The sequence below is a fragment of the Streptomyces sp. TE5632 genome, from assembly GCF_054061295.1.
Window position 1 is genome coordinate 1,671,756 of sequence record NZ_JBSSEA010000003.1, and the last position, 22,446, is coordinate 1,694,201.

At 71.2% G+C, this 22,446-nt stretch carries 20 protein-coding genes and 2 pseudogenes; 5 read left to right on the forward strand and 17 right to left on the reverse strand.

Going from position 1 to position 22,446, the window contains the following annotated elements; genetic code table 11:
- Window positions 1-59: 59 nt before the first annotated feature.
- From ACVW19_RS12745 to ACVW19_RS12770, 6 genes and pseudogenes are all read right to left on the reverse strand, one after another.
- Entirely contained in the window at window positions 60-824 is a 765-nt protein-coding gene (locus ACVW19_RS12745; protein WP_457459347.1) for an anti-sigma factor family protein, read from the reverse strand.
- Between the two features lie 74 nt (window positions 825-898).
- A complete protein-coding gene (locus ACVW19_RS12750; protein ID WP_457459349.1) occupies window positions 899-1,504 on the reverse strand; it encodes a sigma-70 family RNA polymerase sigma factor in 606 nt (201 codons plus the stop codon).
- A gap of 300 nt (window positions 1,505-1,804) precedes the next feature.
- Entirely contained in the window at window positions 1,805-2,401 is a 597-nt protein-coding gene (locus tag ACVW19_RS12755) for a CGNR zinc finger domain-containing protein (RefSeq protein WP_457459350.1), read from the reverse strand.
- A 128-nt stretch (window positions 2,402-2,529) separates the two neighbouring features.
- Window positions 2,530-3,711: a uroporphyrinogen-III synthase gene (locus ACVW19_RS12760; protein WP_457459352.1), complete on the reverse strand. Its 1,182-nt coding sequence runs from the start codon at window positions 3,709-3,711 to the stop codon at window positions 2,530-2,532.
- 131 nt (window positions 3,712-3,842) lie between these two features.
- A pseudogene (locus tag ACVW19_RS12765) lies at window positions 3,843-3,985 on the reverse strand (MFS transporter); the annotation flags it as partial.
- Between the two features lie 84 nt (window positions 3,986-4,069).
- The gene (locus ACVW19_RS12770; RefSeq protein ID WP_457459354.1) at window positions 4,070-4,528 is read right to left on the reverse strand and encodes an ATP-binding protein; all 459 of its coding nucleotides are present in this window, start codon (window positions 4,526-4,528) and stop codon (window positions 4,070-4,072) included.
- 218 nt (window positions 4,529-4,746) lie between these two features.
- Here ACVW19_RS12770 and ACVW19_RS12775 point away from each other — a divergent pair, with 218 nt between their 5' ends.
- Complete coding sequence (locus tag ACVW19_RS12775; RefSeq protein WP_457464584.1) at window positions 4,747-5,598, forward strand: helix-turn-helix domain-containing protein; 852 nt, start codon at window positions 4,747-4,749, stop codon at window positions 5,596-5,598.
- Window positions 5,599-5,609: 11 nt separating this feature from the next.
- On the forward strand, window positions 5,610-5,783 hold the full coding sequence (locus tag ACVW19_RS12780; RefSeq protein ID WP_457459356.1) for a DUF397 domain-containing protein: 174 nt from the start codon (window positions 5,610-5,612) through the stop codon (window positions 5,781-5,783).
- A gap of 6 nt (window positions 5,784-5,789) precedes the next feature.
- Here the strand turns inward: ACVW19_RS12780 and ACVW19_RS12785 are convergent, their stop codons facing one another.
- The 4 genes from ACVW19_RS12785 to ACVW19_RS12800 form a co-directional block, all read right to left on the reverse strand.
- Entirely contained in the window at window positions 5,790-5,954 is a 165-nt protein-coding gene (locus tag ACVW19_RS12785) for a hypothetical protein (protein WP_457459358.1), read from the reverse strand.
- A gap of 313 nt (window positions 5,955-6,267) precedes the next feature.
- A complete protein-coding gene (locus ACVW19_RS12790) occupies window positions 6,268-7,449 on the reverse strand; it encodes an amidase domain-containing protein (RefSeq protein WP_457459360.1) in 1,182 nt (393 codons plus the stop codon).
- A gap of 112 nt (window positions 7,450-7,561) precedes the next feature.
- On the reverse strand, window positions 7,562-8,848 hold the full coding sequence (locus tag ACVW19_RS12795) for a hypothetical protein (protein ID WP_457459362.1): 1,287 nt from the start codon (window positions 8,846-8,848) through the stop codon (window positions 7,562-7,564).
- A gap of 52 nt (window positions 8,849-8,900) precedes the next feature.
- The gene (locus ACVW19_RS12800) at window positions 8,901-11,207 is read right to left on the reverse strand and encodes a transglycosylase domain-containing protein (protein ID WP_457459364.1); all 2,307 of its coding nucleotides are present in this window, start codon (window positions 11,205-11,207) and stop codon (window positions 8,901-8,903) included.
- Window positions 11,208-11,548: 341 nt separating this feature from the next.
- On the opposite strand from ACVW19_RS12800, the pseudogene ACVW19_RS12805 reads away from it, so the two are divergent.
- Window positions 11,549-12,378: pseudogene (locus tag ACVW19_RS12805) on the forward strand (IS5 family transposase).
- Between the two features lie 16 nt (window positions 12,379-12,394).
- Here ACVW19_RS12805 and ACVW19_RS12810 read toward each other — a convergent pair.
- From ACVW19_RS12810 to ACVW19_RS12830, 5 genes are all read right to left on the reverse strand, one after another.
- Window positions 12,395-12,802, reverse strand: a complete 408-nt coding sequence (locus ACVW19_RS12810; RefSeq protein WP_457459366.1) for a PPOX class F420-dependent oxidoreductase — start codon at window positions 12,800-12,802, stop codon at window positions 12,395-12,397.
- Between the two features lie 141 nt (window positions 12,803-12,943).
- Window positions 12,944-14,170 carry an acyltransferase family protein gene (locus ACVW19_RS12815; RefSeq protein WP_457459368.1) on the reverse strand — a complete coding sequence of 409 codons (1,227 nt, stop codon included), beginning with the start codon at window positions 14,168-14,170 and terminating at the stop codon, window positions 12,944-12,946.
- On the reverse strand, window positions 14,167-16,383 hold the full coding sequence (locus tag ACVW19_RS12820) for a polysaccharide deacetylase family protein (RefSeq protein ID WP_457459370.1): 2,217 nt from the start codon (window positions 16,381-16,383) through the stop codon (window positions 14,167-14,169). Before ACVW19_RS12820 ends, ACVW19_RS12815 begins: the two co-directional genes overlap by 4 nt.
- Window positions 16,383-17,585: a hypothetical protein gene (locus ACVW19_RS12825; protein ID WP_457459372.1), complete on the reverse strand. Its 1,203-nt coding sequence runs from the start codon at window positions 17,583-17,585 to the stop codon at window positions 16,383-16,385. The genes ACVW19_RS12820 and ACVW19_RS12825 overlap by 1 nt, the downstream gene beginning before the upstream one ends.
- 185 nt (window positions 17,586-17,770) lie before the next feature.
- A complete protein-coding gene (locus tag ACVW19_RS12830; RefSeq protein ID WP_457459374.1) occupies window positions 17,771-18,739 on the reverse strand; it encodes a LysR family transcriptional regulator in 969 nt (322 codons plus the stop codon).
- Between the two features lie 83 nt (window positions 18,740-18,822).
- Here ACVW19_RS12830 and ACVW19_RS12835 point away from each other — a divergent pair, with 83 nt between their 5' ends.
- Window positions 18,823-20,196 (forward strand): MFS transporter, encoded by a 1,374-nt coding sequence (locus ACVW19_RS12835; protein ID WP_457459375.1) that lies wholly within the window; start codon window positions 18,823-18,825, stop codon window positions 20,194-20,196.
- 100 nt (window positions 20,197-20,296) lie between these two features.
- Window positions 20,297-21,319, forward strand: coding sequence for a LacI family DNA-binding transcriptional regulator (locus ACVW19_RS12840; RefSeq protein WP_457459377.1), 1,023 nt, complete (start codon window positions 20,297-20,299; stop codon window positions 21,317-21,319).
- A gap of 2 nt (window positions 21,320-21,321) precedes the next feature.
- Here ACVW19_RS12840 and ACVW19_RS12845 read toward each other — a convergent pair whose 3' ends face one another.
- Window positions 21,322-21,564: a hypothetical protein gene (locus ACVW19_RS12845; protein ID WP_457459379.1), complete on the reverse strand. Its 243-nt coding sequence runs from the start codon at window positions 21,562-21,564 to the stop codon at window positions 21,322-21,324.
- 123 nt (window positions 21,565-21,687) lie between these two features.
- Complete coding sequence (locus ACVW19_RS12850; RefSeq protein WP_457459380.1) at window positions 21,688-22,290, reverse strand: response regulator transcription factor; 603 nt, start codon at window positions 22,288-22,290, stop codon at window positions 21,688-21,690.
- Window positions 22,291-22,446: the final 156 nt, after the last annotated feature.

Consider the following 22,446-nt stretch of genomic DNA (forward strand, 5'->3'; position numbering starts at 1 on the left):
CGGGCCCCCTTCTGACGTGCTGGGCAGCCGTCAACCGTACGCGAAGGGGGCCCGTCAGGCTACGCGTCGACCTCGACCAGCTTCTCACCGTCGAAGGTCACGACCTCGAACGTGTCGATCTTGTTGAGATCCAGCGACGCGCCGCCCTGGACGTAGAGCGGCTGCTTGGCCTTGTCCGTCTTGGCGTCCGGCAGGCCGTAACCCCACTCCGGGACGGCCCAGGTGGTGACGGTCTCCCGCTCGCCGTTCTTGCCGATGGCGATCAGCGCGCACTTCTGGGAGCCCTTGACGTTCGTCAGCTGCGTGACGACGGCGGTGCCCCAGTCCTTCTTCTGCAGCGCCAGGGTCACGGACACCTTGGTGCCCGGGTCGGTGGCCGTGATCTTGTCGGGGATCTGGTCGAAGAGTTCCTCCGCGGGGTTCGCGGAGAGGGTCCGGCTGGTGCCGTTGCCCCCGCCGCCCCCGCCGTCGTTGCCGCCGTTCGCCGCGACGGCCACGAAGGGGCCGCTGACGATCAGGGCGCCGGCCGCGGCCACCATGTAGAAGTTGCGGCGGCGCTTCTTGGCGCGGCGCTCGGCGACCTCGTCGACCAGCTTCTCCACCACGCGCGGCGCCGGCTTGGCCGACAGCGACTCGCCGAGCGACGGTGTACCGGTGCCGGGCAGGTCCGCGAGGGCGGCCAGCATCGGCTCCATACCGGCGAGTTCGTCGAGCTGCTGGGCGCACCACTCGCAGCTCGCGAGGTGCGCCTCGAACGCGGTGGCCTCGGCATCGTCGAGGATGCCGAGAGCGTAGGCGCCGACGGTCTCATGCTCGTTCGGCACCGGTGATCCCTGCATGACACCAGACATACCCGAACCACCCGCGCCGAATCCCTGGTTTCCCCCGTACCCACTCATCACGCCGTCACCCCCCGCTCCTCCAGTGCCAGCTTCATCGAACGCAGGGCGTAGAAGACCCTGGAGCGGACCGTGCCGCTGGGTATGCCCAGTGTCTCAGCCGCCTCATTGACCGTACGTCCCTTGAAGTACGTCTCGACGAGCACCTCCCGGTGAGCCGGGGTCAGGTCGTCGAGTGCGTCCGACAGCGTCATCAGCCACAGCGCCTTGTCGATCTCGTCCTCCGCGGGGATGACCTCCAGCGGCGACGGATCGACCTCCTGCGGCCGGGCCTGCCGGCTGCGGTGGCCGTCGATGACGATGCGCCGGGCGACCGTCACCAGCCAGGGGCGTACCGAACCGGTGGCTCGATTGAGCTGACCGGCGTTCTTCCAGGCACGGATGAGCGTCTCCTGCACGACGTCCTCGGCGCGTTGCCGGTCTCCGGCGACCAGGCGCAGGACATAGGCGAGCAAGGGTCCCGCGTGTTCTCGATACAGCGCACGCATCAACTCCTCGTCAGGTTCGTTCGACGAAGACGATGAGGATGCTGAGGACGAAGACATGCGATGTCGGGCCCTCGCTCCACGTTCATTGGCCACGGCCGCATCCTTGCGCACGCCCACCTCCGGTGTCCGGGGGATCCCCCAGTCGGTCGCTCGACAACCGGTACGGACGGGGTGGGTTGGGTGTTCAACGTGAGGCGAGAGTTTTCTGCGGAGCGGGGTGAAGACCGGGACATGGGAGCACATTCCCCCCTCTTCTTCTTCACATTCCCGCCACAGCGGCCGCGTCGACCGGGATGCCCGCGCGACGCGGAGGCCAAACGGGGTGTAAGCGAAGTCACTTCGCGGGACGGGGAACGAAAGCCGTATACGGGACAGCGGAGTTGGGGGAAGGAGCGAAAGGGTCGGGACGAGGGCGGGTCAGGCGCGGGTGAGGGCGGCGGCCCGGCGGCGGTGGCGGGCCACCCGTTCGCGGTTTCCGCAGATCTCGCTGGAGCACCAGCGCCTGCGGCGGCCGCGCGAGGTGTCCAGGTACACGATCGGGCAGTTGTCGCCCTCGCACTGCCGCAGGCTCGCGCGCGCGAGCGGGTCGGTGAGCAGGTCCACGGCGTCCCTGGCGATCACCGCCAGCAGGGCCGCGCTGCCGGGCTGCCCGTCCAGCCGCCGCACCAGCGCCCCGTCGTCACCGGGCACCGCCCGCGGCGCCGGGGGCGCGGCACGGGCGAGGTCGTTGACGCGGGCGAGCGCGCGGGCGTACGCGGGGGTGCCGGGTGCCGGCCGGCCGCGCACCAGGCGGGCGAGGTGCCCGCGCAGTTCACGGAAGGCAGTCGGCCAGGAGCCGTCGGCGTGGGCCAGCGGGGTGCCCGCCGGGACGAGTCCGGAGCCGGTGATCCAGGCGCACACCGCCTCGACGGAGCCGAGCCGTTCCTCGGGATGCGTGCTGGCGAGGAGATCCAGACAGATCCGCCCGGTGTCGAACCGCAGCTCGTGGGGCGCCGTGACCGTACCCAGTGCCATGTGCCTGTCACCGCCTAGGGTTCACCCCGGTCGCGTGGGGGCCGGTGCGGAGCGAGTGAGGAATCCGTTCCGGAAACCCGCTCCCTCCTACAGTGCCTGCCCACTTCCCCGGCCGGAACCCCTCGGCCTCAGCCGTCCGCGTACTTCGACTCCGCGTGCGGGTCCGGAGCGAGGCGGTAGCCGCGTTTGACGACCGTCTGGATCAGTTCCGGCGTGCCGAGGGCGGTGCGGAGGCGGGCCATCGCGGCCTCCACCGCGTGTTCGTCGCGGCCGGGGCCCGGCAGCGCGCGCAGCAGGTCCGCGCGGGCGACGACCCGGCCGGGCCGGCGGGCCAGCGTCCGCAGCAGCGACATCCCCGCGGGCGGTACGGGACGCAGCTCGCCGTCCACCACGACCGCGTGCCCACGGATCTCCACCCGGTGCCCGGCGACCGGCAACGAGCGGGCCCGGCCGGGCAGTTCCCGGCAGAGCAGCTGGACGAGCGGGCCGAGCCGGAAGCGTTCCGGCTGGACGGTGTCGACGCCCCGGTCCTGCAGCGGCAGCGCGGTGACCGGGCCGACGCAGGCGGGCAGGACGTCGTGGCCCAGGGCGGCGAGGACGTCGTCGAGCATCCCGCGCCGCTCGGCCCGGGACAGCAGGGACACGGCGGCGGGCGCGCTGGTGAAGGTGACCGCGTCCAGGGTCCGGGCGACGGTCGCGTCCAGCAGCCGGTCGACGGGACCGATGTCCTTGGGCGGCATCCACCGGTAGACCGGCACCCCCACCACCTCCGCTCCCTGGGCCCGCAGCGACTCCACGAACCCGGGCAGCGGTTCACCGTGCAGCTGGAGGGCGATCCGCAGTCCGCCGACGCCCTCCGCCAGGAGCAGGTCGAGCACCTCGGCCATCGACTCCGACGACGGCGACCACTCCTCCGTCAGCCCGGCCGCCCGGATCGCGCCCTTCACCTTCGGCCCGCGCGCCAGGATCCGCGCCCCGCGCAGCTTCGCCAGCAGCTCCTCGCCGAGCCCCCAGCCGTCGGCGGCCTCGACCCAGCCGCGGAAACCGATCGCCGTCGTGGCGATGGCGATGTCCGGGGCCCGCTCGATGATCTCCTCGGTGGCGGCCAGCAGCTCGCTGTCGTCGGCGAGCGGCACGATCCGCAGGGCCGGGGCGTGCAACACGGCGGCGCCCCGCCGCTGGAGCAGCGCGCCCAGCTCCTCGGCCCGGCGCGCGGCGGTCACCCCCACGGTGAAGCCCGCGAGGGGTCCGTGCCCGGGGTCGGGTTCCGGCTCGGACGGCTGGTCCGGGTTCGGCTGTTCGTCGTACATGGTCCTCGTCCCGCACTCGAGCCGGCTCGGTCTCCTGCCGACCCGAGCCTGCCAATGATCCATGACGGGCTCGGTCCGGCTTCAAGTCCCAGTGTGACGTCACGCCTCGCCATGGCTGAGCCGCGGCTCCTCCCCGCGGCGGCGTTCAGGCCGAGCCCCAGACCTTCTTCCGCAGCGGGAAGAAGGCGTTGACGTCGGTCATGGAGGAGGCGAAGTAGCCGCCGCCGGTGCCCGCAGACAGGCCGGCCAGCAGGAAGGTGGAGAAGGACGTCCCGTTCCGCTGGGGAACGTCGCTCTCGCTCCTGGCGGGTGCGGGGTGGGAGGCGCCGGGCGTACCGGTCGGGTGTCACCCCGGCTCTCACCCCGAGCCTCGCCGCCCGCCCACCTCGAACCACAGCAGCTTCCCCGTGCTCCGACCCGGCAGGCCGTCACCGAGCGCCCACCCGCCCCAACTGTCCGCGTACTCCCGCACGATGCGCAGCCCGCGCCCGGATTCGGCGCCGGCCGGGGCGAGCGCGACCTGATCCCCGGAAGAGCCGTCGAACGGCGCAGGGATGTACGGGTGGCTGTCCCACACCCCGACCCGCAGCCGGCCGTCACTCAGACAGGTGAGCCGCAGCGACGCGGGGCCCTTGGTGTGCCGGTAGGCGTTGGTGACCAGTTCGGACGTCAACAGCTCCACCGCCTCGACGGCGTCCTGCATGCCGTGCCCACCGAGCACGGCGCACACCGTCATGCGTGCGACGCGTACGGCACGAGGGTCATGCGGCAGTCGAAGGGCGTACGCCCAGGGGTGGGGCGGGGCCACGGTGACCATGAACGGCTCCACGGGAGAAGGTGACTTGAGCTCGCTCAACGGCGACGTCGGCGGTGGCAGTGCCGCGGTTGCGGTGCGCTTCCGGAGCGGGCGGTCGAGCGTTGCGTGACCACCGCAGAGCGGCTGGTTAGATGGATCTAACGAAAACAAATGGATCCATCCACGTTTCACTCGTGCGAGGGAGACAGGTGCCGCATTGCGGCCAGGAAGGAAACGCTGTGCCGCCCACCAACAATCCGACGCTGCGGCAACGGAGGCTGGGCGCTGAGCTGCGCAAGCTTCGCGAGCGGGCGGGCCTCACCGCCACCGGCGCCGGTGAGTTGCTCGGCGTCAACCAGGCGCGCGTCAGCATGATCGAAACGGGCCGCACGCCGGTCAGCGCCGATCGGATCCATTCCATGGCACGCACATACGCCTGCTCCGACGCCGCGCTCGTCGACGCCCTGGCCGCGATGACCGGGCGGCGATCACGGGGCTGGTGGGAGGAGTACCGCGAGAACCTGCCCGTGGGTCTCATCGACCTTGCCGAACTGGAGCACCATGCGGCAGCCCTGCGCGTGGCACTGGTGGTTCACATCCCCGCCCTCCTGCAGACCACCGACCATGCCCGCGCCCTCTTCCGCGAGGCGGTGCCACCCCTGCGGCAGCACGACATCGAGCACCGCGTGTCCCATCGCATCAAGCGCCAGGCCGTTCTCCACCGCGAGGATCCGCCTCCTTACACGGCAGTGATCCACGAGTCCGCTCTTCACATGGGGTACGGCGGCACCGCAACCGTCCGCGTCCAGCTCCAGCACCTGCTGGACATGAGCGAACTCGACCACGTCACCGTTCGGATCATCCCGTTCGGCAAGGGGTCCTTCCCGGGGACGGGGCAGTCGATCGACTACCTGCTGGGTCCTGTCCCACAGCTCGACACTGTGCAGCTGGACACCCACCACGGGTGCGAATTCCTGGACGGGGAAGCCCAATTGGACAAGTACCGTTCAGTGCTGGACCGCATGGAGTCGAACGCCCTCGAACCTGCCGAGTCCCGCGACCTGATCCGCCGCATCGCCCGAGACAGCTGAGAGAGCCTCACATGACCGATGACCAATGGCGTAAATCCACATACAGCCCCGACGCCTCCAACTGCGTCGAGATAGCCACAGCCCCGGCCATCGTCCTCGTACGCGACTCGAAGGACACGGCCGGTCCGCGCCTCGCCCTCTCCCCCGCCTCTTGGAGCGCCTTCCTCACGCACGTCGCGAAGTGACCGTGTTCACCTGCCGCCGGTGATCCGCACGGCGGCTCCGCCCGCCATGAGCGCCAGCCCCGCCACCAGGACGGGAAGGCCAGGGCCCGGAAGGACGTACATGAGGGCTCCGGCCACGGTGGCCACGGCTCCGACGGACATCAGCACGGCACCGAGGGAGGAATTGTTCACGAGCGTCTCCTGACCGGTGCGGCGGTCCGCCACACCAAAAGCGTGAGCACTTCGGCCACTACTGTCCCGATATCGCCCATCTGAGCGCTTGAGTGACACATGCCCGCAGACTGCTCACGGTTTTCGGCACGGCACCCGTTTCCGGCCCCGCGGCGTCGGGATCGCGGAGATGCCTCTCACCAGCCAGCGGGACACCATCCGGCCCGGGGGCCGCCGGAACCCCTGTCCGGCGGCCCCCGGCCGTTTCGCACGGCCACGCCTCGCCCGCGCACGGGCGAGGCGTGGCCGCCGCATCACGGCCGGAGCCGGGCGGTCAGGTGCGGTACGCGTAGTACGACGCGTTCGGGTACGACGCGATGATGCTCGTCACCGACCTGCTGTAGGTGTTGGTGGAGTGGTACGTCAGATACGGCACGCCCTGGCTGCGGGACGTGACGATCATGGTGTGGTCCTTCGAGCCGTTGTTGTCGAAGTCGATCTGGAGCACGTCGCCGACGTCCATCTGGTGGACGTTGGCGAGGCTGGTCGTCCGCTTCGAGTTCTGGGCGAACCAGGACCACTCGTTGACACCGACGAACGAGTGCGACTGGATGTCGGCGTTGCCGAACCACCGGGTGTAGTCGTACACGTAGCCGGGGACGTGCTTCCAGCCGCCCTCCTTCAGGGCCTGGCTGACGAAGTTGGTGCAGTCGCCGCCCGCGCCCGCCCCGTTGAAGTTCGGGTAGTCCGGGTTGTAGTCGGACCAGTGGCGCTTGGCGTAGTCGGCCATCGCCTTGTAGTCCAGACCGCTGGCGGTGAGGTTCTTCGGGTTCGCCGGGCCGGGGTACGCGGTCGAGGCCTTGGGCGCCGCAGGCGTGGTGGTGGCCGACTTCACGGTCACGGGCTCGGTGGTCGGCGGCGCGGTCGTCTCGTTCACGGCGAGGTTCTCCTCCTCGGCCGGACGGATCCCGGTCAGCTGCCAGTCGCCCCGCCGGTCCGCGGTGAACGTCAGCTCGTGGCGGGTCTGGAACCCCGTGGTGCCCGGCGCACCGCCGCGGGCCTTCGCGTAGGTGAGGGTCGTGGTCTCGGTGGCCACGGCCTTCGCCTTGCGGCCCTTCACGTTCGTGGCGCCCAGCGTGACGGTCGTGCTGCCCTTGCTGTACTTCTCGCCCAGCTTCGCGAGTGCGTTTCGACGCCGGTCCAGCTTCGACAGTGCGGCGTCCTCGCTGCGGGCCGTGCCGGAGGACAGCCGGACGTCTCCGGAGAAGCCGCCGGTCCGCGGCTTGTCCCGGTCGCTCTGGCCGCCGGCGACCAGGGCCTCCGTGCGGTCGGTGAAGACCGCGTCCGCGAGGCGCTGGAAGGTGGCCTTGGTCTTGGCGTCCACCGTCGGGTCGTCGGTGACCGCGGCGCCCGCGCTCCAGACGGGCAGCATCGCCGCTCCGGCGACGACGGAGACGGTGGCCGCCCCGAATATGGTGGCACGGCGCCGCGTGCGGCTTATTCTTCTCGACTTCATGGATGTTTCCCCTCTTGCCCCGGCTGGGGGATGCCGGGAAGGCGCATCCTCGCATGAGATGTGCGGCATCTGTGAAGAGGGGTAGGCCAGTTGACCCTGTGGTGACGGATCGTCATTTCACCACGGTCGACCAGTCCGGTGACTGGGCCGGATCGAGGGTGCGCAGCCGCTCCAGCGTCGCGGGCTCCTGTACGTCCATCCAGTCGGCCAGTTCCTTGAAGGACACGCACTGGACGTCCTTCTTGACGCACACGTTCTTGATGACCCGTTCCACGGCCCGCATGTAGATGCCACCGTTCCACTCCTCGAAGTGGTTGCCGACGAACAGGGGTGCCCGGCTGCCGTGGTAGACGCGGTTGAAGCCGGCCATGTAGGTGTCGACGGTCTCCTCTTCCCACTGGGGGTACATGGCCGGATCACCGTCGGTCTTGCCGTCGGACTGGTTGTAGAGGAAGTTGAAGTCCATGGACAGGCCCTGGTACTTGCCGCCCTCGTACGGGAGCATCTGCAGCGGGAAGTCCCAGACGCCGTCCTTCTTGGTCGGCCATATCTGGAAGTCCCCCGAAGAGCTGGAGTCGTAGCGGTAGCCGTAGTCCTTGATGGCCTTCAGCAGGTTCGCCTGGCCCTCCAGGCAGGGGGCGCGCCCGCCGGTGACCTCCTTGTCGACGTCGAAGGGCAGCGGGGGAAGGTCCGTGTAGCCGGTGTTGGTCTTCCACTTCTTCACGAAGGAGTTGAACTGGTCGATCTCGCTCTTCCACTCCGCGACGCTCCAGTCGCCGCCGCCCTTCTCGCCGCAGAAGTGCCCGTTGAAGTGGGTGCCGATCTCGTGCCCCTTCTTCCAGGCCTTGCCCAACTGCTCCAGCGTGGTGCGGATGTGCTCGTCGGTGGGGTAGCTGATCGCCGCGGCTCCCCTGTTGTGCTGGGGCGGGTCGTACAGCTCCGTCTTGGTCTTCGGCACCAGGTAGATCCCCGTGAGGAAGAACGTCATGCGGGCGTCGTTCTCCTCGGCCACGTCCAGGAAGTGCGAGAAGAGACCGTCGTCGCCCTCCAGTGCGCCGTCCCAGGAGAAGACGACGAACTGGGGAGGTTTCTGGCCCGGCTTGAGCGGCTCCGGCTTCAACCGGTCCTCCTGCGGGCCGGTGTAGGAGGTGGAGCCGTCCCCCAGGACCTTGATCTTGCCGTCCCATTCCGGCTCCTCGGCGGCGGCCCCCGCGGCCTTCTTCCGGTCCCCCGAGGAAGCGGTCGGCGCGGTGTCGTCCGTGCCGCTCAGCACCAGGTAGCCCGCCGTCAGCGACACGGCGGTGAGAAGCGCCGCCGACGCCAGGACCCCGGGGCGGAGGAGGGCGGCGGTGCGACGCGGCGCTTTGGCCTTGCGGCGGCGCCCCGGCGATGGCTTCATGTGCGGCTCGTTCTCCAGAGTCGGTGGGGGGACTGCGGCGCCCGGCCGGTGGTCATCCGGAAAGGCCCAGGGCGCCGGACCAGATGCCGTAGGGGACGCTGTCGTCGGCGGTGCCGGCGAGACCCTCCAGCGGCAGTGGTTCGAGGCTCTCCGTGAGGTCGATGCGGTAGACGACGACGGCCGTGGAGACGGACTCGTGCGTGCCGACGTACCAGGCGGCGGTGTCCTTCTCCGTCGTTCCGGGCTTCCCGGCCACCTTCGCGGTGGCGGGCGCGCCGTCGGGGTGGGCGGTGCGGAAGGACTCCGTGAGCGCGGAGCTGACCTCCTCGGCCACCTCGGCGCGGACCGCCCGGCGCGGCTCGGGCAGGTCCAGGGGGATCTTGGCACCGTTGCGGGTGACGCGGCGCACCGAGTACGGCTCGGTGTGCTCGCCGGCCGCGGCGAACGTCGCGTAGCCGCCGGCCATGCGGATGGCGCTGGGCGTGGAACTGCCCATCGACAGCGCGGGCACCCGGGCTCCGATGCTGGAGGGCAGCAGTCCGGAGGCCACGGCGGTGGCGCGCACCTTGTCCAGGCCGGTGTCCATGCCTAGCTGCATGAACGGCGTGTTCACCGAGAGGGCCATCGCCCGGCGCAGGGAGATCTGCCCGTAGGACTCGTCCCCGTCGTTGCTCGCGGCGACCTTGCGGCCGCTGCGGTCCCAGTACGGTCCCTCCGGCGTGGTCACCGGCACGTCGTCGTCGCCGTTGTAGAGGGATTCGCCGGTGACGGGTGTCCGCTCTCCGTCACGGGTGGTGCGGACGCCGTGCTGCAGCGCCGCCGCGTACACGAACGGGGTGAAGGCCGTACCGGCGGGGACGGTCGTGGCGTTGGACTCGTTGTAGCCCTGCTTGCGGTGGTCGGGGCCGCCGTAGACGGCGAGGATCCGGCCGTCGGCGGCCACCGAGGCGGCCCCGTAGTGCGCGGTCTTCGCGGTCTTCGGATCGTCCTTCAGCGCCTTCTTGCGGGCCTTGGTGACGACGTCGGTGAGCCGGCGTTCCCGCTCCTTGTCGAAGGTCGTGTAGATCTGGTAGCCGCCGAGATCGAACTGCTTCTCGGAGATCTTCCCGGACTTCTTGGCGTACTGGGAGGCGAGTTCGACCAGGTAGTCGCTCTGCTCACCGGTGGAGTACAGCGGGTTGCTCTTCAGCGGCTCGGGGAACTTCTTGTACGTGGCCCGCTCGGTCGGCGAGAGCTTGCCGATGTCGACCATCCGGTCGAGGGTCCAGGTCCAGCGTTCCTCGGCCCGGTCCCGGTTGGCTCCGCTCAGGGTCGGGTCGTACAGGCCGGCGCCCTTGAGCAGGGAGGCCAGGAACGCGGCCTCGCTGGCGTTGAGTTCGTTGACGTCCTTGCCGTAGTAGGCCTGGGCGGCGCGCTGGATGCCGTAGGTGCCGCGGCCGAACCAGCTGGTGTTGAGGTAGCTCTCGAGGATCTCCTCCTTGCTCATCCGGTTGTCGAGCTTGAGGGCGATCATCGCCTCGGTGAACTTGCGGCGGACCGTCTGGTCCTGGTTCAGATAGGCGTTCTTGACGTACTGCTGGGTGATGGTCGAGCCGCCCTGGGTGTCGCCCTGGCCGAACGTGCGGAGCACGGCGCGGGTGATGCCCATCACGGAGATGCCGGGGTCGTTGTAGAAGTTCTCGTTCTCGGCGGCGAGGACCGCCCAGCGGACGTCCTCGGGGATGTCCCGCAGCGGCATCGCCTGGCGCTGCACCCAGCCGGTACGGGCCATGGGCGTCCCGTCGGACCAGAAGTACACGTTGTCCTGCTGGGTGGCGTGCGAGTTGAGGTCGTCCGGGATGTCGGTGGCCGCGTAGGCCACGACGAGGAAGAGGCCGCTGAGACCGATGCCGGCGAGCGTGCCGCCGAGCCACTGCCGCCGGGAGGGCAGCCACCGGCGCCAGCCGGTGCGTCCGGGCCGGGGGTATTCCGGCTTCACTCTGCGGGCGTAGGGCGCAAGGCGGGCGGCCGACGCGGCGAGGGCACTCAGCAGGGGTGCCAGGCGGGGGTCGGCGGCGAGGCGGGAGCGGAGGGAGGGGCGAGGGGCCTTGCGGGGGTTCCGGTTTCTGGAACGGGGCGATCGACCGGTTTTCTCACCGCCACGTATTCGCTCCGCGGAGGGCGCCTCCGGAGAAGCGGATCCTTCAGCCGTCTCGGTTGCCTCGGACGTCTCGGACGCCTCGGGCTTTTCGCCCTCCGGGCCGGCTGTGCGCTGCACGGGCATGCGCAACTGCACGGTCTCTTCCGCCCTGAACGAGCCGAGCGCTTTCAACTGCATAGTGACGTCGGGCTCTTCCCCTCGCCCCTTCGGCGTCACCATGTTCCCCCTCGCACTCAGCACCAGTCACGCAAGCAAGACGTACGAGCCTACGACTTGGTTGCGGTTGACACGACTGCGGACCGACTGCCGCCTCACAGTTCGAGGCACCGAAAAGTACCGGCGTCCTGCACAGTACCTCCACACGTGAAAAACGCGCTCGGTAAGGCGCAGTTGGTGATGAAGAGCACTCCGGGGCGCGGGTGGTGACACCCACTCAGGAAGAGTCGGCGCAGGCCGTCCGGTTCGTCGAATCGCTTCACCGGCACCCCGGCCGGCGCGGCCGGTGTTGTGTCCTAGGCGGTGTCTTCAAATGGTCTTGGGTGGTGGATCATGGTCGGGTGATACGTCGCCATGAACTGTCGGACGCCGAGTGGGAGTTCGTCCGGCCGCTGCTGCCCGCATCGCTGCGGGGCCGCAAGCGGCTGGACGACCGCACGGTGCTCAACGGGATCGTGTGGAAGTTCCGCACCGGGACCGCCTGGCGGGACGTGCCCGAGCGGTACGGCCCGTGGGCCACGCTGCACACCCGCTTCCGCCGTTGGGCCCTGGATGGCACCTTCGAGCGGATGCTCCAGGCCGCCCAGGCCAGGGCGGACGCGGCCGGGGACATCGACTGGCTGGTGTCGGTCGACTCCACCGTCGTGCGGGCCCACCAGCACGCCGCCGGGGCCCGAAAAGGGGGCTCCGCAGCCCCGCCCTCGGACGCTCCCGAGGCGGCCTGACCAGCAAGATCCACCTGGCCTGCGATGCATGGGGTCGTCCGCTGGCCTTCACCGTCACCGGCGGCAACACCAACGACTGCACCCAGTTCACCGCCGTGATGGAGGCGATCCGGGTGCCCCGCCTCGGCCCGGGACGCCCCCGGGTGCGGCCCGATCACGTGCTGGGCGACAAGGGCTACAGCTCCAAGGCGATCCGGGCCTGGCTCAGGCGGCGGGGCATCGCCCACACCATTCCGGAGCGGGCCGACCAGGTCCGCAACCGGCTCCGCCGGGGCAGCCGCGGCGGGCGCCCGCCGGTCTTCGACCGACAGCTCTACAAGCGGCGCAACGTGGTCGAACGCTGCTTCAGCCGGCTGAAGCAGTGGCGCGGCATCGCCACCCGCTACGACAAGACCGTCGAGTCCTACCAGGCAGCCGTCACCCTTGCCTCGCTCCTGATGTGGGCGTGACATTTGAAGACACCACCTAGAGGGAGCCGACGACCTTGCGCGGGGTGACCCGGACGACGACGCGTGGGGCGTCGGCGGCGGAGGCCGGGTTGAAGTCCGCGTAGGCCTTGCCCGTGTACTTGCGCGAGAGCTCCTCGATCAGCTCGGGGCCGCCGTCCGTGCTGATCGTGGCCGTACCGCGTACCTCGGCGTAGGTGTACGGCGCGGTGGCCGGGTTGATCATCACGGTGACCCGCGGGTCGCGGCGCAGGTTCTGCTCCTTCCTGCGGCCCACGGTCGTGGAGATCAGCAGGTCGTCGCCGTCGCGCTTGATCCAGGTCACCGTCAGCTGCGGGCTGCCGTCGGGCTGGAGGGTGGCCACCGTCGCGAAGACGGGGGTGTCGTCGATGAGCCTCTTGAGGTCGTCGGAGAGTTCGGCAGACACAGGAACGGTCCCTTCCACGTGGACGTCCCGTACCCGCGGCACGGGACTCGGCAACGGCCGGCACCGCATCACGTTAGCTCCACGGCCCGGCGTCCCGGGCTCAGGACACGGCAGCCGGGGCTGAGTGGACGGCCCTCGGCGTCAGCCTCGGTGCGCCGCCGCACCGGCCCTGCTCCGCCGGCCGGTGGAGCGCTTCGCACCGTTCGGCCACAGGCGGGGCCGCCGTTTCGCCGCGAGGTCCTCGACCCAGCCGACCGCCAGGACCGTCAGGCCGATGAGCGGCCAGATCAGGGCGAACATCCACAGCGTGTACGTGCTGCTGAGCGCCTCCACCCCGCGCTCGCTCTGCATGAACGGGAGCCGGTACAGCAGGTCGACGAGCGGGACCGTCGCCATGATCAGCAGGTTGTGCCACAGGTAGATGGTGACCGCGCGGTTGTTGGAGAGGGTCACCAGCTTGTCCCACTGCGCCAGGCGCCCCGGGAGTTCCCGCCACGACGGCGAGTACTGGAGCAGGATCACCACGAAGCCGAACGACCAGGTGGCCTGGGCCAGCGGGATGTCGTTGAGGTTCCAGCCGTCGGGGCCCAGGTGGCCCGACGCCCACCACAGGCCGAAGGCCATCACCAGGGACGCGCAGGAGACCGAGACGTAGCGCGGGATCTGCTTCAGCATGCCCTCGTGGTGGGCGAAGCCCAGCACCCAGCAGCCGCCGTAGACCGCGAAGTCGGTGACCGCGTTGCCCGTTTCGCCGGGGATGGTCACCAGGCCGGTGCCGACGACCGCCGTCAGGCCCAGCGGGGCGAGCAGCGTCGGCCAGGGGGCCCGGCGGAACGCCCACAGCAGCAGCGGCGACGCGATGACGAACCACAGGTAGGCGCGCAGGTACCAGAGCGGGCCCGCGGCCTGCACCGCCCAGGTGACGTCCAGCAGGCCCGACGGGGAGCCGAGTTGCCACGGGTAGGGGGGAGCGCCGATCGGGACGAGGTAGTTGACCAGCCCGATCAGGCCCCAGGTGCCGTCGTCCTTCCCGGGGTTCCAGCCGTTGACGAACATCATCGTCAGCACGACCGCGGCGAACGCCCACAGGGGCGGCAGGAGACGGCGGACCCGGCTGCGGATCACGCTCCCCGCCGGGCGCTTCAGGGAACGCGCCATCAGTGAGCCCGCGAGCGCGAACATCACGCCCATCGACGGGAACAGCACCGTCAGCCAGGCCCAGCCGAACAGGTGGTAGACCACGACGCGGACCAGGGCGACGGAGCGCAGCAGGTCGAGGTACCGGTCGCGGCCCGGTTTCGCGGCGCCGGCGGCCAAGGCCGCGGCGGGCTCCGGTACGGGTGCGGGCTCGGTCGTGCGCTGGGTCATGCCACGGGCCTCCGGTCGTCGTCGCTCTGCGCACGCGGGCCGGGCACGGAGCCGCCGGGCGCCTCGACGACGCCGGTGCGCCGCAGCTTCTGCCAGCGCAGGCGGCCGCCGGTGAGCGCGGTGATCCAGGACTGGAGCAGCACGACGTACATGAGCTGGCGGTAGAGGACCTGCTGCAGCGGCAGCGAGATCAGATGGGTCATGCGTTCGCGGTCCAGGCGGAAGGCGAAGGCCGCGCAGACCGCCTGGATGGCCAGGACGCCCAGCCACGCCATGATCGTCTTCTGGGTCGGGCCGAAGACGATGCCGTAGAGCAGGAAGACGTCGATCAGGGGGGCCAGCAGCGGGGCCACGATCATGAACAGGGAGACGAAGGGCAGGCCCACGCGGCCGAAGCGGCCCGAGGGCCCCTTGTCGATCACGGCGCGGCGGTGCTTCCAGATGGCCTGCATGGTGCCGTACGACCAGCGGTAGCGCTGGGACCACAGCTGCTGGACGGTCTCCGGGGCCTCGGTCCAGGCGCGGGCGTTCTCGGCGTAGACCACGCGCCAGCCGGCGCGGTGCAGCGCCATGGTGACGTCGGTGTCCTCGGCGAGCGTGTCGTCGCTCATGCCGCCGAGCGGTACCAGTGCCGAGCGGCGGAAGGCGCCGACGGCCCCCGGGATGGTCGGCATGCAGCCCAGGATGTCGTACATGCGGCGGTCCAGGTTGAAGCCCATCACGTACTCGATGTGCTGCCAGGCGCCGATGAGGCTGTCCTTGTTGCCGACCTTCGCGTTGCCCGCCACGGCGCCCACCTTCGGGTCGCCGAAGGGCTGGACGAGTTCGCGGACGGTGGACGGCTCGAAGACCGTGTCACCGTCCATCATCACGACGATGTCGTAACGGGCGTTGGCCAGGCCCCGGTTGAGCGCCGCCGGTTTGCCCGCGTTGAGCTGGCGGATCACCCGGACGTTGGGCAGGCCCATGGCCTCGACGATGCGGGCGGTGCCGTCGCTGGAGCCGTCGTCGATGACCAGGACCTCGATCGGGTGGTCGCTGTCCATCAGGGAACGGACGGTGTTCTCGATGCACTTGGCCTCGTTGTAGGCCGGGACCAGCACCGTCACCGGTTCGGTGACCGGCGGGCCCCAGCTGAAGCCCGGACGGCGGACCCGGCGGGCGTGGGCGCCGGAGAGGAGGAGCATCAGCACGAAGCGGGCGATGACCAGGGAACCGATGATCGCCAGGCCCACCACCAGACCGCCGGTGAGCTTCTCCGAGGCCTGGACCAGGAAGACCCACGCCTTGCCCTTCCACAGCTCGGAGCCGGTCACCGGGCTCATCGCGCTGGGCGCGTCCAGGGCCTCGGTGAGGTTGTCGAACTCGTAGCCCTGCTCCTTCAGGTCGGGCAGGAACCTGTCCAGCGCCGCGACGGTCTGGCTGCGGTCGCCGCCGGAGTCGTGCATCAGGACGATGGCGCCCTCGCCGTTCTCGGGCGTGGCACGGCGGATGATCTCGTCGACGCCGGGCCGCTGCCAGTCCTCGCTGTCGGTGTTGTTGACGACGGTGATGTAACCGCGGCTGCCGATGTACTCGGTGACCGGCCAGGACTTGTTGTCCATGGCGGCGGAGAAGGAGGAGTACGGCGGGCGGAAGAGCGAGGTGCGGATGCCGGCCGCGCCGGTGATCGCCAGCTGGTTCTGCGACAGCTCCCAGTCGATGCGCTTCTTGGACTGGAGGGAGAGGTCGGGGTGGTTGAACGTGTGCAGGCCGATCTCGTGGCCCTCGTCGACCATGCGCTGCACGAGGTCCGGGTAGCGGGAGGCCATGGTGCCGGTGACGAAGAAGACCCCGTGCGCGTCGTGCTTCTTCAGCACGTCCAGCACCCTCGGCGTCCAGACCGGGTCCGGGCCGTCGTCGAAGGTGAGGACCAGGCGGTGGTCGGGCACGCTCAGGCTCTCGGTGCGGCCGCCGCGGGCGTCGATGACCGGGCCGCCCTCGAGGATCTTGTCCGGCACCTTGTCGGTGGGCGCGGGCGGCTGGACGCGGTGGTCGGCGAGGATCTCGCTGTGCGTGTATCCGCGCAGCATGAGCATCGCCGCCAGGGCGACGAGCACGAGCAGCGGAAGCAGCAGGCGCAGGGGCAGACGGCGACGTCTGGGCTGACTGCGACGCCGGGAGCCGCCTCGGTCTCCGGTCGCGGGCCCGGGGCGGCGGGGGTGGGAGGCCATCAGAGAACGTGCTCCGGGGATGGTGCGGCGGGGTCGGTGGACGGGGCCGGCGGTGCGGCGGGGCTCTCGGCGGCCACGGCCGGCCGGCCGGCGGGCGCCTGGGCGCGGTTGTCGGTGTCGGCGGGTTCCTCGTCGCCGGGGTCCTCTCCGGCGGGCGGTGGGGCCGGAACGGTGCTGGTGCCGTCCGAGGGGGTCGTCGGGGTGGCGGGCCCCGACCCGGCCGGGGAGCCGACCGGAGCGCTCGGGGAGGCGTCGGTGCCGGTGCCCGGCTTCGGGGTGGTTCCGGTCGACGGCGTCGGCGACGGGGCGGCGGGCTCGACGGCTCCGTCCACGGCGGCGGCCCCGCCGCCCGCGGGGAGGCCGGCGTCGGGCGGGGTGACGGGGTCGGGTTCGCCGGCGGTCGGCTCGGTGCCCGGGTCCGGGTCCGGGGCGACCTCGGCGCCGGGGGACGCGTCCGGTTCGGTGGGCCGGGGCGAGGCCTCGACCTTCTCGGCGGGCTGCCCCTGCTCCTGGTCGGGGACGGGCACCCAGGGAGCGTCGGAGTTGCCGGACAGCAGCGTGGCGACGATGACGACGGCGTACGCCGCGCAGGCGAGACCGACGGCCAGGCCGATACGGCGGTAGCGGCGGACGCGGCGGCCTGACTCGTCGACGAAGACGGGCCCGTCGGAGGGCTCGTGCACTGCTCCGCCGCCCGGCCGGTTCGGCGTGCCGAGCAGCATCCCGTTCCCGATCTGCACGGCGTCGAGCTGGATCGTCACCTCGTGCGGGTCATGGGTCTGCCCGGCGGAGTCGTCGGTGTCGTCGGCGTCGTCGGCGTCGGGTGCGTCAGCCGCGTTGTCGGCGGGTGCGTCGTCCGGTACGTCGTCGGCGGGTGCCGCGGGAGCGGGGACGGGGACGGGGGGCAGGACGGCCGTCGCCGGGGCGTCCTCCTGCCAGGGGTCGCGCAGCATTCCCTCCGGTCCGCGCTGTACGGGCATCCTGCGCGTGCCGTCCGCGGCGGGCGTGCCGCCCGTCGGACGCGTCACGGCGCTCGTGTCGTACGGATAGGGCCAGTCGTCCCTGGCGGAGGCGTAGGGTCTGGGCTCCGGTTCGGCGGTGTGGCCGGCCGTGCCCCGGGAGAACCAGTTCCCGTGGTCACCCTTGGACGCCGACGCGGTCTCGGACCGATCCGGTTGGGCGTCTTCTCGCCACTTCTCCACGCACTTCCCCCACGAGACTGTTCCGGGGTCCGCTCACGGCCCGAGCACTCACCGTCGGATTCGAGCCCCCCACCCGCTCCGAGCGCCCCTTTTATCACACTGTGCTCGAGCGTCGAATGTAGCGCACTCGGAGGTTCCGTGCCCCCCTGGTGCAGATTCGTGTCATTCGTGAAACATCCGAGATATCAGGGGGAACTCATGACAACAAGATCACTGTCTGAAACCCATCCGTCCACAGGGGGTCGCAACCAGCCCTCCTCGGCGGCGATACCGGCGGCAGCCCGGCGAAGTCCGTCCAGAGCGGGGTGAGTCCTGCCTTTTCGCCACACCAGCGACACGGGCGACAAGGGAACCGGGTCGACGAGCGGGCGCACCACCATCGAGGTCAGCGCGGGGAAGCCCACCACGGCGAGGACCGGGCAGCGTGTTCTGGCCATGATCCGCTCGAACTCCTCGTCCCCGACGGCCAGGGGTTCCGGCGGTGCGAGGGCGATGTCGCGCCCCTCGAACAACAGTAGGGCGAGGTCGGTCCACTCCGGGGTGCGCGGATTGCCCGCCCCGGCGTACACCGTCTCACCGGCCATCGCGGCGAGCGGCACCTCCTCCAGTGCGGCCAGCCGGTGGTCCTCGGGCAGCACCACCGCCATCGGCTCGTACCGCACGGGCTGCTGGTCGAGCCCGGCCCGCAGCGCCTCGGGAAGCCCCGCGAACCGCCCGAACGACGCGTCCAGCCGCCCCGCGAGCACCTCGGCCGCGGCCCAGGTCAGGCCGCTCTCGTAGCGGGCCATCAGCTCGTGGCCGGGGGTGAGTTCGCGGGCCCGGTGCAGGACCCGGCGCGGGGTCGGCAGGCCCGGGGAGTTGAGGTCCACCAGCAGCGGGCGGGCCTGTCCGGCGGCGGCGATCAGGTCGTCCTGCGCCTGGAGGACGCGGCGGGCGTACGGCAGCAGGTGTTCGCCGTCGGCGGTGAGCGTCACCTGGCGGGTGGTCCGTACGAACAGCTCGCTGCCCAACTCCCGTTCCAGCCGCCGCACATCACGGCTGAGCACCTGCTGGGCGACGTACAGGCGCAGGGCGGCGCGGGTGAAGTGCAGTTCCTCGGCGACGGTGACGAAGGCGCGCAGGAGGCGGGGGTCGAGGTGGGTGGGGGCGGACACCCGGTGAACCTACAACGCGGGTGCGTGAATCGGTACCGATCAGGTGTTGGACCGGCGCCGCGGGCGCGGGCGACGGTGAGTCCATGCCTCAGCCGACCTTCCGCGACCGCCGTGCGGCCTCCCGGGACACCCCTCTGTTCACCGTCACGGCCGACACCCTGGTCGCCGTCGACTTCGCACCGCGCGGGCGGCCGAGGGGGCCGAAGGACCGGGAACGCGGCCCGTACCGCCGCCTGTTCGCCCTGCCCGGCGCCCGCGCGTTCACCGTCTGGAACCTCGTCGCCCGGCTGCCGATGGGCATGTTCAGCGTGAGCGCGGTCATGATGATCGCCGGGACCCGGGGGTCGTACGCCCTGGCCGGTGCCGTCGTCGCGACCGGGCTGGCGGCGACCGCGGTGGTCGCCCCGTGGACGGCGCGGCTGGTCGACCGGTACGGGCAGGCCCGCGTCGCCCTGCCCGCGACGGTGTTCGCCGTGCTCGGCTCCCTCGCGCTGCTGCTCTGCGTGCGCCACGGCGCCCCCGTCTGGACCCTGTTCACCGCCTACGCCGCCACCGCCACGACGCCCAACACCGGCGGGATGTCCCGGGCCCGCTGGGCCCACCTGCTGAAGGGCCGTGCCGACGCCGCCGAAGGGCTGCACACCGCGAACTCCTTCGAGCAGGCCGCGGACGAGCTGTGCTTCATGCTGGGCCCGGTGCTCGCGGCCTTCCTCTGCTCGGCGCTCTTCCCGGAGGCCGGCACGCTGGTGGGCGCGGTGCTGCTGCTGACGGGCGTGACCCTGTTCGTCGCCCAGCGCTCCACCGAGCCGCCGGCCGGGCGGCGCGCCCCGGGCCGGGCTCCCTTCCGCGCGCCCGGGATGCGTCCGCTGCTCGTCGTCTGCCTGGCGACCGGTGCGGTGTTCGGCTCGATGGAGGTCGTCACGATCGCGTTCGCGGACACGCAGGGGCACCGCTCGGCGGCCGGCGCGGTGCTGGCCCTCCAGGCGGCCGGTTCCTGCGCGGCGGGCCTCGCCTACGGGGCGGTGCGCCCGGCGGGGTCCGCGTGGTCCCGGCTGCCCCTGTGCCTGGCCGCGATGACCGCGCTGATGGCGCTGCCGCTGCTCGCGGCGGTCCTCACCGGCTCGCTCCCGCTGCTGGCGGGGGCGCTCCTGGTGGCCGGGATGGCCACGGCGCCGACGATGGTCACGACGATGACACTGGTCCAGCGCTGCACCCCCGAGGGCCGGCTGAACGAGGGCATGACGCTCGCGGTGACCGGCCTGCTCGGCGGGATCGCCTGCGGCAGCGCGGCCGGCGGCTGGGTCGTGGAAGACGCCTCGGCAGCGGCCGGTTACGGGGTTCCGGTGGCGGCGGCCGGGACGGCCCTGCTGACGGCGCTGGCCCTGTTCGGGCCGCTGGGCCCCCGCTCGCCGTTCGGGCCGTCGAACCGCCCCGTCGAATCCCGTCCGGCCCATTGACGGCCCCCGGGCTCACACATACCTTCACCCGTCGAAGCGCTTCGACGCTCTTTCCCCTCCCGTTCCTTCCCCCGCGAACCGTGTCAGTGGAGAACCCCCGATGGCGAAGATCACGGATGTGGCCCGGCGCGCCGGGGTCTCCCCCAGCACGGTCTCCTACGCGCTCAGCGGCAAGCGGCCGATCTCCGACGAGACCCGGCGCCGCGTCCGGGCCGCCGTCCGTGAACTGGGCTACCGGACGCCCGCCCGTGCCCGTGGCACCGCCCGGGGCGGCTCCCGGGTCCTGGCACTGGCGGTCCCGGTGCGCTCCGGCGTCCATGTACCGGTGGTGACGCAGTTCGCGGTGTCGGTGGTCACCGCCGCCCGCGCCCACGACCACGATGTGCTGCTGCTCACCCAGGAGGAGGGCGAGGAGGGGATCGAGCGGGTCGCGGAGACGGGGGCGGCGGACGCGCTGGTCGTGATGGACGTACAACTCCAGGACCCCCGCCTGCCGTTGCTGCGCTCGCTGCCCCTGCCGTCGGTACTGATCGGCGTCCCGGCCGAGCCGGACGGGCTGACCTGTGTCGATCTGGACTTCGGTGCGGCGGGCGAGTTGTGCGTGGAGCATCTGGCGCGGCTCGGGCACCGGACGGTGGCGCTGGTCGGCTCGCCGCCGGAGGTGTACGTCCGGCGGACGGCGTTCGCACGCCGGCTCGTGCAGGGCTTCACGGCCGCCGCCGACCGGCACCGGCTCGCCTCCGCCGTGTACCCGTGCGAGGCGGGCCGGGAGGCGGCCCGCGCGATCGCCGAGCGGCTGCTGCGCGAGCAGCCTTCGCTGACCGGGCTGGTGGTGCACAACGAGCCGCTGCTCGACCCGCTGATCGACGCCTTCGAGCAGCTCGGCCTGCGGATCCCCGAGGACCTCTCCCTGGTCGCCGTCTGCCCGGCACCCGTGGCCGCCTCGGCCCGGGTCCCGGCCACCTCGGTCGCCGTGCCCTCCACCGAACTGGGCACCCGCGCGGTGCACCTGCTGCTACGGAAGCTGTCCGGCATCCTGGTGCCGGAGGCCACCCTGCTGCCGCCCCGCCTGACGGAACGCGCCAGCACCGCACCGCGCGCGGAGGCACGAACGGAACGGTGACGTCAGTGCCGCGGCTCTTCCTCCTCCTCCGCCGCACGCGCCGCCGACGCCTCCCATCGAGCCGCATGCCGTACGAACCAGATCGCCACCAGCGAGCCCAGCAGGGCGGGCAGGAACCACACGATCATCCACGGCCCGCCGCACACCACGCCCACCACCGCCGAGCCGTACACCAGTAAGGCCATGGCGTAGACCGCGGCCGACTCCACCCTCACCCGCCGCACCGCGGCCCACCACCCCACCATCGAAACCGAGCGCTCCCCGTCTCCTGCACCCCTGCCATGCCGCGCCCCGTGGGCGGCGGGCGCAGCTCAACCGGCTTGATCTCATCACCCGGCGCGGGCCCCGGGAAGTGAAATCTTCACCTCCTACAGCCAGCCGTGGCGTTCGGCGATGCGGAGGGCGTCGACGAGGGTGCGGGCATGGAGCTTGCCCACGGCGGACGAGAGCCGGTTGCGCACCGTACCCACGCTCAGGAAGAGGTCAGCGGCGATCTCACGGGCATGCGCACCCGAGGACGCCAACCGCAACACCTCGGCTTCCCGCTCGGTCAGAGGGCTGACCTCGTCGACCCGGCCGCCCCGCATCCGCGAGTCGATCACTCGTCCGCCCGCGGTGACCCGACGGATCGCGTCCGCCGTCTCTGCGGGGGTCGCGTTCTTGAGCAGATAGCCGGAGGCTCCGGCGGCCATGGCACGACCCAGATGACCGGGCCGGTCCAGTGCCGTGAGAATCAAAGTGCGGCACCCAGGCAGCCGTTCGGCGAGCACAGCGGCTACGGCGATGCCATCCATGCCGGGCAGATCGATGTCGAGGAGAGTCACATCGGGCCGCAGCCGAGTAGCCTCAACCAGTGCGGCCTCACCGTCGGCGGCCTGGCCGACGACCTGTATCCCCAGTTCGCCCGAGAGCAGTGCCGCCAGCCCTGACCGCACGACGGCGTGGTCCTCGACCACGAGCACTTTGATCACCGATCGATTATGCCGGACTGACGGGCACGGCAGGCAGCTCGGTGGGCCGATGGGCAACACGGACGCCCAGTCTCCTCACATGGCGCCGGGATCCACCACGCGAGCACGCTGCGGCAAAAGCCATCAAGGCCAGAATCACCAGACCCGGTCTTCCGC